10 protein-coding genes and 1 tRNA gene are annotated in these 11002 nt (G+C 50.8%); 4 read left to right on the top strand and 7 right to left on the bottom strand.

Annotated features, from left to right (window positions below; translation table 11 throughout):
• Positions 1 to 169: 169 nt before the first annotated feature.
• The 4 genes from narP to D9738_RS14840 form a co-directional block, all read right to left on the bottom strand.
• The gene (gene narP, locus D9738_RS14855; RefSeq protein WP_130260511.1) at positions 170 to 817 is read right to left on the bottom strand and encodes a nitrate/nitrite response regulator protein NarP; all 648 of its coding nucleotides are present in this window, start codon (positions 815 to 817) and stop codon (positions 170 to 172) included.
• 183 nt (positions 818 to 1000) lie between these two features.
• Positions 1001 to 1077, bottom strand: a tRNA-Pro gene (locus D9738_RS14850).
• A 74-nt stretch (positions 1078 to 1151) separates the two neighbouring features.
• The gene (gene yejM, locus D9738_RS14845; protein WP_130260510.1) at positions 1152 to 2912 is read right to left on the bottom strand and encodes an LPS biosynthesis-modulating metalloenzyme YejM; all 1761 of its coding nucleotides are present in this window, start codon (positions 2910 to 2912) and stop codon (positions 1152 to 1154) included.
• 19 nt (positions 2913 to 2931) lie between these two features.
• Positions 2932 to 3159 carry a YejL family protein gene (locus tag D9738_RS14840; protein WP_001135667.1) on the bottom strand — a complete coding sequence of 76 codons (228 nt, stop codon included), beginning with the start codon at positions 3157 to 3159 and terminating at the stop codon, positions 2932 to 2934.
• Between the two features lie 181 nt (positions 3160 to 3340).
• Here D9738_RS14840 and yejK point away from each other — a divergent pair, with 181 nt between their 5' ends.
• Entirely contained in the window at positions 3341 to 4348 is a 1008-nt protein-coding gene (gene yejK / locus D9738_RS14835; protein WP_130207118.1) for a nucleoid-associated protein YejK, read from the top strand.
• 150 nt (positions 4349 to 4498) lie between these two features.
• On the opposite strand, the gene rplY is transcribed toward yejK, so the two are convergent.
• Both rplY and D9738_RS14825 read right to left on the bottom strand, forming a co-directional pair.
• Positions 4499 to 4783 (bottom strand): 50S ribosomal protein L25, encoded by a 285-nt coding sequence (rplY, locus tag D9738_RS14830; RefSeq protein ID WP_000494183.1) that lies wholly within the window; start codon positions 4781 to 4783, stop codon positions 4499 to 4501.
• A gap of 124 nt (positions 4784 to 4907) precedes the next feature.
• A complete protein-coding gene (locus D9738_RS14825; RefSeq protein ID WP_130260509.1) occupies positions 4908 to 6668 on the bottom strand; it encodes a DEAD/DEAH box helicase in 1761 nt (586 codons plus the stop codon).
• A 149-nt stretch (positions 6669 to 6817) separates the two neighbouring features.
• On the opposite strand from D9738_RS14825, the gene rsuA reads away from it, so the two are divergent.
• The 3 genes from rsuA (at position 6818) to D9738_RS14805 (ending at position 9408) form a co-directional block, all read left to right on the top strand.
• Positions 6818 to 7513 (top strand): 16S rRNA pseudouridine(516) synthase RsuA, encoded by a 696-nt coding sequence (gene rsuA, locus D9738_RS14820; protein ID WP_130207114.1) that lies wholly within the window; start codon positions 6818 to 6820, stop codon positions 7511 to 7513.
• 27 nt (positions 7514 to 7540) lie between these two features.
• Complete coding sequence (gene bcr, locus D9738_RS14815) at positions 7541 to 8731, top strand: multidrug efflux MFS transporter Bcr (RefSeq protein WP_054410627.1); 1191 nt, start codon at positions 7541 to 7543, stop codon at positions 8729 to 8731.
• A gap of 332 nt (positions 8732 to 9063) precedes the next feature.
• On the top strand, positions 9064 to 9408 hold the full coding sequence (locus D9738_RS14805) for a YejG family protein (protein ID WP_064526789.1): 345 nt from the start codon (positions 9064 to 9066) through the stop codon (positions 9406 to 9408).
• 3 nt (positions 9409 to 9411) lie between these two features.
• Here the strand turns inward: D9738_RS14805 and yejF are convergent, their stop codons facing one another.
• Entirely contained in the window at positions 9412 to 11001 is a 1590-nt protein-coding gene (yejF, locus tag D9738_RS14800; RefSeq protein ID WP_130260508.1) for a microcin C ABC transporter ATP-binding protein YejF, read from the bottom strand.
• Between the last annotated feature and the right edge of the window lies 1 nt (position 11002).

The raw sequence follows: 11002 nt of genomic DNA, 5'->3' as shown, positions 1-11002 counted from the left end.
AGTGCGTTTTGTTTATTCCGGATGCGGCGTAAACGCCTTATCCAGTCTACAAAATCGTGCGAATTCAATACATTGCTCGATCCGTGTAGGCCTGATAAGCGTAGCGCATCAGGCAGTGTTGCGTTTGTCATCAATATCAGCCCGATGGTAAATCCATCGGGCTATTTTTTTATTGCGCCCCGCGTTTTTGCAGGAACAGAATGGTGGCCGCCACGCGTGAGCGGACGTTGAGTTTACGCAGCAGATTGCGGATATGGACTTTTACCGTCTGCTCAGAAATATTCAGTACCGAAGCGATCTGCTTATTGGACAGTCCTTGTGCCAGTTCGTGCAGAACATCTAATTCACGCTCCGTTAGCACGCTGAAGGGGTCTTCTTCAGCGCCAAACATTTCACGCTCGCGTAAGTACTGACTGACGCGTTCACTAAAGACTTTGCTACCTTTTGCTCCGGCGCGAATCGCTTCCAGCAACACTTCCGGATCGCTATCTTTCAACAGATAACCGTCAGCGCCTGCGTCTATCAATGCAAAGATATCGCTGGAGGCATCTGAAACAGTCAGGATAATAATTTGCGCGGTAACGCCATCCCTGCGCAAGGCATTGAGGGTATCCAGGCCACTCATACCTTTCATATTGAGATCCAGCAAGATCACGTCGATATCCAGTCTATTCGCCAGATCGATAGCACTAGCGCCGTCGCCTGCTTCGGCGACCACTTCAAAGCCAGGGTCAAGCTCCAGTAACTGACGAACACCGCGTCGCATAAGTGGATGATCATCCACAATCAGCACCTGAAAAGGCGTTGCTTCAGGCATAGTAGTCTCCTGAGGTTTTATTAGAATCATTATGTTTGAGCGTAGCGTTGGTAACGCTACCAGGCGCGTGAATGTTACCCCATTTTATGTATGGGCATGTAGTGAAAACTGTAAGTGTGGGTAGAGGGGGATTGACGTAGATATAAAAAAACCAACCTTTGCGGTTGGTTTTCTTGGGATTTTTGGTCGGCACGAGAGGATTTGAACCTCCGACCCCCGACACCCCATGACGGTGCGCTACCAGGCTGCGCTACGTGCCGACTCGTGGCTGCTTATACTACCGTTTTCCACACCGATTGCAAGTAAGATATTTTGCTAACTGATTTATAATTAATCAGTTAGCGATAAAACGCTTCTCGTCTGTCAGCACCTGCAATAACAAACTCAACTGTGGTTTTTCGTCTCTCACTCTTTCACCACGTAAGTTGTAAGTGCGGTATTTACCGTTATTGTTCAGTACTAGCGTCATTTTCGGTGTGGTAATTGCCAGCGTATCGTTATCCGCGGCTGTTACCCAGTAATGACGGCGCTCAGGGTTGAACAAGTCCTGACCTTGTGAGTATTCGCTGGCAGGCGTGCTGACGTGTAGCAGGCGTTGCATCAGCGTGGTCATAAGATCAGTATGATCGGTCAGGGCATTAATACGCTGTGCCGGTGTGCCTGGCCAGTGAATGACTAATGGCACCTGAAGATGGCCACGTGACCAGTCAAAGGTTTCTTCATCTTCGCTCAGCGGAATGCCGCGACCAGCAGTGATAATCACCACCGTGTTGTCCAGTTTCCCGGATTCACGTAACGCATTCAGGACGCGATTGATCTGGTCATCGACATTACCAGCTGCGCGGCTATATTTCCGGGCAAATGCTTGCTGATTGCTGTCGTCAATATTGGTGCCATTGAAAGATACCCAAGAGAACCAGCGGTTATCTTCTTGCGCGTAGCGGCCAAGCCAGTTGATCCACTGCGTGGCGGTCTGCTCATCGGATTGTGTATGTACGCTCGGCATCGAGAAGTCTGACAACAATGCCTGGCGATACAGTGGACTGGTAAAGCCATCTGACGAGAATAAGCCCAACTGATAGCCTTGCTGGTTGAGCGCGGTAATTAACGCCGCAGGCGTACGGGTCGACAGAATACCGTCCATATAGCTTGGCGAGATGCCATAGAACAAGCCAAAGATACCGTTGTCGGTGGCGTTGCCTGAACTCATATGGCGCGTGAACGAAATATTTTGTTCGGCAAAACCCGCCAGTGCAGGCATCTGCTTCTCGTAGCGTGAGTAGTTCAGGCCATCGACAGTAATCAACAACACATTTTGCCCGGTGCCCATATCGCGGTAGCGCAATTCGCTTAACGGATACTGTACGGAAACAGCGTCTGGATTGCCTTGCTCGATCAGACGGCGTTGATACTCCTGCGCATCAAGCAGACCATGCTTCTCAAGAAAACGTCGCGCCGTCATCGGGTACGAAAGCGGCAGGTTAGCGCGCTGCATGGTGATAGGGCGATAGAAGTTAGCATCGGCCCAGATATACACCATGTGTGAGGCGATAAAGGCGATAAATAAGAATGCGGCCAGCGGACGGGCGAAGCGCCGACGACGCGTCAGACTGCGCAGCTTTTGCCAGCTCCACGTCGCAAACACCAGTTCAATCAATAAAATTACTGGCACGCTGATAAACATTAGCTGCCAGTCGCGCGCCATCTCATTCTCGTCCGGATTGATAACCAACTGCCAGACGATGGGATTAAGATGGAGATGGAAACGGGTAAAGACTTCGCTGTCGATCAGTAACAGCGTCATTCCCACAGTGGCCAGAATGACGGACAAAAACCTCATTAGCCTCTGTGAGCCGACGATAAAGGTCAGCGGGAAGAGGATCAGCAAGTAGGTGGCGAACACCAGAAAGCTGAAGTGGCCGATAATGCTTACATAGGAATAAATACGACCCGCAAGCGTTGTCGGCCAGTCGGCGATAAACAGGTAACGACTGCCAATGACAAGTGAGAGCAGAATGTTGAACAGTGCAAACCAGTGCCCCCAGCTGACCATCTGGGAGACTTTTTCACGGTAGCGCTGACGATGAGTTACCATAACCTGTTATCTGTTTCCCTTAGTGCGCTTTGTCTTCGTTGATCGAGGACTGCAAAGCGCGGGCAAAAGAGTTGGCAATTGCCTGGCGTTGAGCCGGGGCAATGCTGGTATTGATAAGGTTAGTGACCATGTTGCCTAACACCATCAGGGAAAGGTCGGTCGGAGCCTTATGTTTTTCCAGTACGTTGAGCAGCTCTGCGAGCAATTGTTCAACCTGTTCATCACTGTAGCGGGAAATTTGTGGCATAAATCGAAATCAGTTAGTTGATGAAAGGGCAACATATTACCGTAGCAACGGTTTTTTTTCTGCTTTTTTATGCTTTCAATCATTCTCCTTACGCAGCCTTCTGTAAAATGACCGCCAACTTTTATTGCGTCGCTTTACCGGTGGTGGTTGAATACCGCCCGGTCTTAAAGGAGAGTTTATCATGAGTCTGGATATCAACCAGATTGCTCTGCACCAGCTTATCAAGCGTGATGAGCAGAACCTTGAGCTGGTGTTGCGCGATTCATTGCTGGAACCGACGGAAACCGTCGTTGAGATGGTGGCAGAGCTGCATCGGGTCTATAGCGCCAAGAACAAAGCCTACGGATTGTTCAGCGAAGAGAGTGAACTGGCGCAGACGCTGCGCTTGCAACGTCAGGGCGAAGAGGACTTTCTGGCATTTAGCCGCGCGGCAACCGGTCGCCTGCGTGACGAATTGGCAAAATATCCATTTGCTGATGGCGGTTTCGTCCTGTTTTGCCACTATCGTTATCTGGCAGTTGAGTATTTGCTGATTTGCGTGCTGAGCAATTTAAGCAGTATGCGCGTCAACGAAAATCTCGACATCAACCCGACCCATTATCTTGATATCAATCATGCGGATATTGTGGCGCGTATTGATTTAACTGAGTGGGAAACCAATCCGGAATCGACACGCTACCTGACTTTCCTGAAAGGGCGAGTCGGACGCAAAGTCGCCGATTTCTTTATGGATTTCCTCGGTGCCAGCGAAGGGTTGAACGCCAAAGCGCAAAACCGCGGTCTGTTGCAAGCGGTCGACGACTTCACCGCAGAAGCGCAACTGGATAAAGCAGAACGGCAGAACGTTCGCCAGCAAGTTTATAGCTATTGTAATGAGCAATTGCAGGCGGGCGAGGAGATTGAACTGGAGTCGCTGTCAAAAGAGTTGGCGGGCGTCAGCGAAGTGAGCTTCACGGAGTTTGCTGCTGAAAAAGGGTATGAACTGGAAGAGAGCTTCCCGGCAGACCGCAGCACGCTGCGTCAGTTGACGAAGTTTGCCGGTAGCGGCGGTGGCTTGACCATTAACTTTGATGCGATGCTGTTAGGTGAACGCATCTTCTGGGATCCCGCGACCGATACGCTGACCATTAAAGGTACGCCGCCAAACCTGCGTGATCAATTGCAGCGTCGGACCTCTGGCGGCAATTAATCGGAGTTGTGTTATGTATGTCAGATGCGGCGTGAACGCCTTATCTGGCCTACCCAAAATAGCAATGCCGTAATCAGGCATTGCAAAGAAGCTAATCTGCAGATACAAAAAACCCCGCCGGAGCGGGGTTTTTTACAACTTATTCAGCGATTAAGCGCGAACGAAGTCGATGTGCTGCAGCTTCGGTTTGTACGGATGACGCTGTACGTCCTGAGCTTTAACTTTGATTTCTTTACCGTCAACAACGATGGTCAGAACTTCGCTGTAGAATTCAGCTTTAGCTTGCATGTTCATGACTTTGTCGTGATCCAGCTCGATAGCCAGCGGCGCTTCTTTGCCACCGTAGATGATTGCCGGGAACTTGTTAGCGGCACGCAGGCGGCGGCTCGCACCCTTACCCTGCTCTTTACGTACTTCTGCGTTGATAGTAAACATTTCTTTCTCTCTTAAATGATTCCTGCTACAGGCGACCCAGCAACAGGTAAGTGATCTGCTTTGCGTATGCAAAAGCGGGCGAGATTCTATACTCAATCGCCTTATACATCAATCAAAACTACCATTAACCGCGTAATTCGTGCGCCCGCCGAAAACGACCTTCGTAATCGAATATTTTTTCACGCACCTGCCAGTACTGGCCTTTCATTCGTGCGACGACAAAATCCGGATGGCGCAATAAGGCTTGTTGGGCGAGGATATCGGCAGCGGTGATCCAGCGCAAAGGGATGCCCGGTGTACGCGTATGTGGGCGGATAAAAAGCTGCTCGAAGGCAGTACGCTGGGCGGGCGTTTGCAGACGGAAACGCTCACTCACATCAGCGCCGTCTTCATCGTAATAGGTGATTTTCAACCATTCGCCTTTCTCGTCGTGCCCATGCTGCAAAGACATGCCGCTACAGCGTAATACCAGCGCGTCTTTCAGTCGTAGCGCCGCTTTTAACATATCATCCGGGTCAACCAGAATGGTGTCACATTCGCGGCAACGGCGGGCGGCAATATCGTTTTCCGCGTTACATTGCGGACAATTTTTAAAACGGAAACGGAAGTCACACTGTTCGCGATGGCCGTCGCTATCTTCAAACCATCCCTGACAGCGGCGACCAAAGTGTTCAATCAATGTCCCATCGGCGGTAGTTTTGCCCCAAAAGGTGTTGGCAAAGCCACAGGCAGGGCAGAAAACCTGCACCGGGACGTTGTCACTTTTGCCTTTCGGTGTACCAACTTCCGGTGCGTAGAGGTCATGAGGATTGCCCGCATAATCGAGAATTAAGCAATCTGTTTTACCCGGCGCCAGACGCAGACCGCGCCCGACAATTTGTTGGTAAAGACTCACTGATTCGGTAGGGCGCAGAATGGCGATAAGATCGACGTGCGGGGCGTCAAATCCGGTGGTCAGCACCGCAACATTGACCAGATAGCGAAAACGTTGGGCTTTAAAATCTTCAATTAATACATCGCGTTCAGCGCCGGGCGTGTCGCCAGTAATCAGTGCAGCATCTTCTGCGGGTAGCAAACCGACAATCTCTTTTGCGTGTTCAACCGTCGCGGCGAAAATCATCACCCCTTTACGCTTTTCGGCGAACTCCATAATCTGGCTGATGATGTGCGGTGTAATGCGTTGCTGTTTTTTCAGCTCGCGGTTGAGATCAGCTTCGCTGAACAGCCCGTTACTCTGTGCCTGCAAGCGGCTGAAATCGTATTGCACTACCGGCATATCCAGCCGTTCTGGTGGCGTCAGATAGCCGTGTTTAATCATATAACGCAGCGGTAGCTCATAAATGCAGTCACGGAAAAGGGCTTTCTCATCGCCGCGTACCATGCCGTGATAATGGAACTGATAAATCCAGCCTTTGCCCAGTCGAAAAGGCGTGGCAGTCAGCCCAAGCAGGCGTAAGTGGGGATTCACTTTTGTTAGGTGAGAAAGGATTTGCTGATACTGGCTCTCTTCGTCGTCACCAATACGGTGGCATTCATCGACAATCAACAGCGAAAATTCACCCTGAAAGGCATCAAGATTACGGGCGACCGATTGCACGCTGCCAAATACCACTTTACCGTGGCTCTCCTTGCGTTTTAGCCCGGCGGCAAAAATATCGGCTTCCAGCCCCAACGCCTGGTATTTAGCATGGTTCTGCGCCACCAGTTCTTTGACGTGTGCCAGCACCAGAACTCGACCACGCGCCAGCCGTGCCAGTTCGGCAATCACCAGGCTTTTACCTGCTCCGGTAGGCAGCACGATAACGGCAGGGGTTTTATGACGACGAAAATGGTTGAGCGTGGCATCCACGGCTTCTTGCTGGTATGGACGAAGTGTAAAAATCATGGTTTAGCGTAGGTAGATTAATCTGCTAATAGTATGCCACGGATCTTTTTCCCTTGAGGGAAGTTATTAGACCGCTATACTGGGCAGACAACAGTTCTGATTTTCGGGTCTATGCCCGACCTCCGTTTTTTACAGGCAAAATCACACACATGCGACTTGATAAATTTATCGCACAGCAACTCGGTGTTAGCCGTGCTATTGCCGGGCGTGAAATCCGCGGCAATCGTGTCACCGTCGATGGCGAAATCGTCCGCAATGCAGCGTTCAAACTGCTCCCTGAGCACGATGTAGCTTATGACGGCAATCCGCTGGCGCAGCAACACGGCCCGCGTTATTTCATGCTCAACAAGCCCCAGGGCTATGTTTGCTCAACTGATGACCCGGATCACCCAACGGTGCTCTATTTTCTGGATGAACCTGTGGCGTGGAAACTGCACGCGGCGGGGCGGTTGGATATTGATACCACCGGTCTGGTGCTGATGACTGACGACGGTCAGTGGTCGCATCGCATTACTTCTCCGCGTCATCATTGCGAGAAGACCTATCTGGTGACGCTTGAATCACCCGTAGCTGACGATACGGCAGAGCAATTTGCTAAAGGCGTACAGCTGCATAACGAAAAAGATCTCACTAAGCCAGCGGTGCTGGAAGTGATTACCCCTACGCAGGTCCGTCTGACCATCAGTGAAGGGCGTTATCATCAGGTTAAACGCATGTTCGCCGCCGTGGGTAACCACGTGGTTGAGCTGCATCGTGAACGCATTGGCGGTATTACTCTGGATGAAGATTTAGCCCCAGGTGAATATCGTCCATTAACTGCAGAAGAAATTGCCAGCGTCGGTTAACACTTTCATTTTATTCAGGAGCCCGTTGTGACCACTCGACAGCATTCGTCGTTTGCTATTGTCTTTATTCTTGGCCTTTTGGCCATGTTAATGCCGCTGTCGATTGATATGTATCTGCCCGCGCTGCCAGTGATTTCAGCGCAGTTTGGTGTGCCAGCGGGCAGCACGCAGATGACCCTGAGTACTTATATTCTGGGTTTTGCGTTGGGGCAGTTAATCTACGGGCCGATGGCGGATAGCTTCGGGCGCAAGCCGGTTGTCCTCGGTGGTACGCTGGTGTTTGCCGCGGCGGCGGTGGCGTGCGCGCTGGCGCAAACCATCGATCAGCTGATTGTGATGCGTTTCTTCCACGGTCTGGCGGCGGCTGCGGCCAGCGTGGTTATCAACGCTTTGATGCGCGATATCTACCCGAAAGAAGAGTTCTCGCGGATGATGTCGTTTGTCATGCTGGTGACCACCATTGCACCGTTGATGGCACCGATTGTTGGCGGTTGGGTGCTGGTGTGGTTGAGCTGGCATTACATCTTCTGGATCCTCGCTGTGGCGGCAATTCTGGCTTCGGCAATGATCTTCTTCCTGATCAAAGAAACGTTACCGCCGGAGCGTCGCCAACCGTTCCACATTCGTACCACTATCGGTAACTTTGCTGCGCTGTTCCGCCATAAGCGTGTCCTGAGTTATATGCTGGCCAGTGGTTTCAGCTTTGCCGGGATGTTCTCGTTCTTAAGCGCCGGACCGTTTGTTTACATTGAAATCAACCACGTTGCGCCGGAAAACTTTGGTTATTACTTTGCGCTAAACATTGTTTTCCTGTTCGTGATGACCATCTTTAACAGCCGCTTCGTTCGCCGTATTGGTGCGTTAAATATGTTCCGCTCGGGGTTGTGGATACAATTTATTATGGCGGTGTGGATGGTTATCAGCGCGCTACTGGGGCTGGGATTCTGGTCGCTGGTGGTTGGCGTTGCGGCGTTTGTGGGCTGCGTATCGATGGTGTCTTCTAACGCGATGGCGGTGATTCTGGACGAATTCCCCCATATGGCGGGAACCGCGTCGTCGCTGGCAGGAACCTTCCGTTTTGGTATTGGCGCCATTGTTGGCGCACTGCTTTCGCTGGCGACGTTTAACTCTGCATGGCCAATGATCTGGTCCATTGCTTTCTGTGCGACCAGTTCCATTCTCTTCTGTCTTTACGCCAGTCGACCGAAAAAACGGTGATCTATTGCACAACGGGGAAGCTAAAAGGCTTCCTTTGTTGATGCATGTCAACCGCAAATCTATCATTCCCCCGATATATGTTTATTTTATGTAAACTCAATTTATGTAAAAAGTCACATCATTGTAGTTAAAAAGGTTGAGTTAGATCGCAGAAACGGGTACATATAGCCCCGCAAACGTGACCACGCCCGCAGATATCATTTAAATCAGAACAATAGCGGCCACGCAGGCGAGGCATCAATCTTTACGATCTGTTGAAGGACAGATTGTTGATGGTGTGTTAAAATTAATGTAAATAAATTGTGAAGTAAATGTGCTTCCGGGGAAAATAAGTGACTTCATTACAACTCTCAATCGTCCATCGACTGCCGCAGAACTATCGTTGGTCTGCAGGTTTCGCAGGTTCGAAAGTTGAACCGATTCCGCAAAATGGACAGTGCGGCGACAACAGCCTGGTGGCGCTTAAATTACTTAGCCCTGATGGCGATAACGCATGGTCGGTGATGTACAAACTCAGCCAGGCATTAAGCGATATTGAAGTTCCGTGCTCTGTTCTCGAGTGCGAAGGTGAGCCATGTCTGTTTGTGAATCGTCAGGACGAGTTTGCGGCGACGTGTCGACTGAAAAATTTTGGTGTAGCCATAGCCGAACCTTTCTCAAACTACAATCCATTTTAAGCGTCAGCTCAACGCCAGTAGCTGACGCGTATACTCCTGCTGCGGTGCGGCAAACACGCGCGCGCACGGTCCTTGTTCCACCACTTCTCCCTGTCGCAGCACGATAACCTGATGACACAACGCGCGGACAACGTGCAAATCATGGCTGATAAACAAATAGGCCAGTTGATGCTTTTGTTGCAATGATTTCAATAGCGTCAATATTTGCGCTTGTACCGTTTTGTCGAGCGATGATGTCGGTTCATCAAGAATGATCAGCGAAGGCTTAAGAATCAATGCCCTGGCAATCGCAATACGTTGCCGCTGACCACCCGAGAATTCCGCCGGATAACGGTGGCGCGTTTCAGGATCTAACCCCACTTCATGCATCACGGCTATCACTTGTTCTTCGCGTTGCACGGCAGAGAGCGTCGGTTGGTGAACCCGTAACCCTTCCTCAATAATCTGCAACACGTTGAGTCGTGGGTTGAGCGAGGAGTTTGGATCCTGAAATACCACCTGAATGCGATGGCGAATGGGCAATAGCTGGCGACGAGTTAAATTTTGTAATGGCTGACCGTCAAAAACGATGTTGCCCTGAGAGTTAATCAACCGCAGTAGCGCCAGCCCCGTTGTGCTTTTACCGGAACCAGACTCGCCTACTAAGCCCAGCGTTTCACCCGCTCGCAGCGTAAAACTGATGTTTTTGACGACCACATTATGATCGACGACACGTTTCAGTAGCCCTTTGCGAATGGGGAAGGCGACCTGAAGCTGTTCAACATCAAGCAACGTTGAGGCCGGTTCTGGCAACGGCACCGGGTCGCCTGACGGTTCGCTGTTGAGTAGCTTTTGCGTATAAGGATGTTCTGGGGAGGCGAAGAGCGTAACGGCGTTATTTTGCTCCACACAGCGACCGTTTTGCATTACCGCCACGCGGTGGGCAAGTTTTCTGACAATACTGAGGTTATGAGTAATAAACAGCATACCCATATTCAGTTCATGTTGCAGTTCGCGCAACAGCTGCAAAATCTGCGCCTGGACAGAGACGTCCAGTGCGGTGGTTGGTTCATCGGCAATTAATAATTCTGGTCGCGTTAACAGCGCCATCGCAATCATCACCCGCTGGCGTTCACCGCCGGAGAGCTGATGCGGGTAATCTGTCAGCCGCTTTGCCACTTGGCGGATACCGACGCGATCAAGGCAGTTAAGAATTTCGCCACGAGCCGCTTCCCGACGCATTCCGCGGTGGAGTGAAAGCACTTCATAAAGCTGCTTTTCCAGTGTATGCAATGGGTTTAACGACACCATCGGTTCTTGGAAAATCATGGCAATCTTATTACCGCGTATGCCACGCAATGTTTGCTCGCTGGCATGAAGCAGCGATTCGCCATGAAAACGGATATCGCCAGAGAGATATTCAACCGGCGGGGAAGGGAGCAGACGTAAAATTGACAGCGCGGTAACGCTTTTGCCAGAACCTGACTCACCCACCAGCGCCAGCGTTTCGCCAGCCTCAATGTGTAGTGAAACATCATTCACTACGGTACGAACAGTTTGCTGATGGCGAAAACCCACCGACAAATTTTCAATCGCTAACAGAGTTTGCGTCATG

Source organism: Escherichia sp. E10V5, assembly GCF_004212315.1.
GTDB lineage: Bacteria > Pseudomonadota > Gammaproteobacteria > Enterobacterales > Enterobacteriaceae > Escherichia.
The sequence above is the reverse complement of the archived record's forward strand: the minus strand, read 5'-3'. Positions and strand labels throughout refer to the sequence as shown.

Excerpts from the sequence above, each read along its gene's own strand:
- D9738_RS14840 (WP_001135667.1), bottom strand. The coding sequence starts at position 3,159 with ATGCCACAAATTTCCCGCTACAGTGATGAACAGGTTGAACAATTGCTC.
- rplY (WP_000494183.1), bottom strand. The coding sequence starts at position 4,783 with ATGTTTACTATCAACGCAGAAGTACGTAAAGAGCAGGGTAAGGGTGCG.
- D9738_RS14825 (WP_130260509.1), bottom strand. The coding sequence starts at position 6,668 with ATGATTTTTACACTTCGTCCATACCAGCAAGAAGCCGTGGATGCCACG.
- yejM (WP_130260510.1), bottom strand. The coding sequence starts at position 2,912 with ATGGTAACTCATCGTCAGCGCTACCGTGAAAAAGTCTCCCAGATGGTC.
- rsuA (WP_130207114.1), top strand. The coding sequence starts at position 6,818 with ATGCGACTTGATAAATTTATCGCACAGCAACTCGGTGTTAGCCGTGCT.
- yejF (WP_130260508.1), bottom strand. The coding sequence starts at position 11,001 with ATGACGCAAACTCTGTTAGCGATTGAAAATTTGTCGGTGGGTTTTCGC.
- yejK (WP_130207118.1), top strand. The coding sequence starts at position 3,341 with ATGAGTCTGGATATCAACCAGATTGCTCTGCACCAGCTTATCAAGCGT.
- narP (WP_130260511.1), bottom strand. The coding sequence starts at position 817 with ATGCCTGAAGCAACGCCTTTTCAGGTGCTGATTGTGGATGATCATCCA.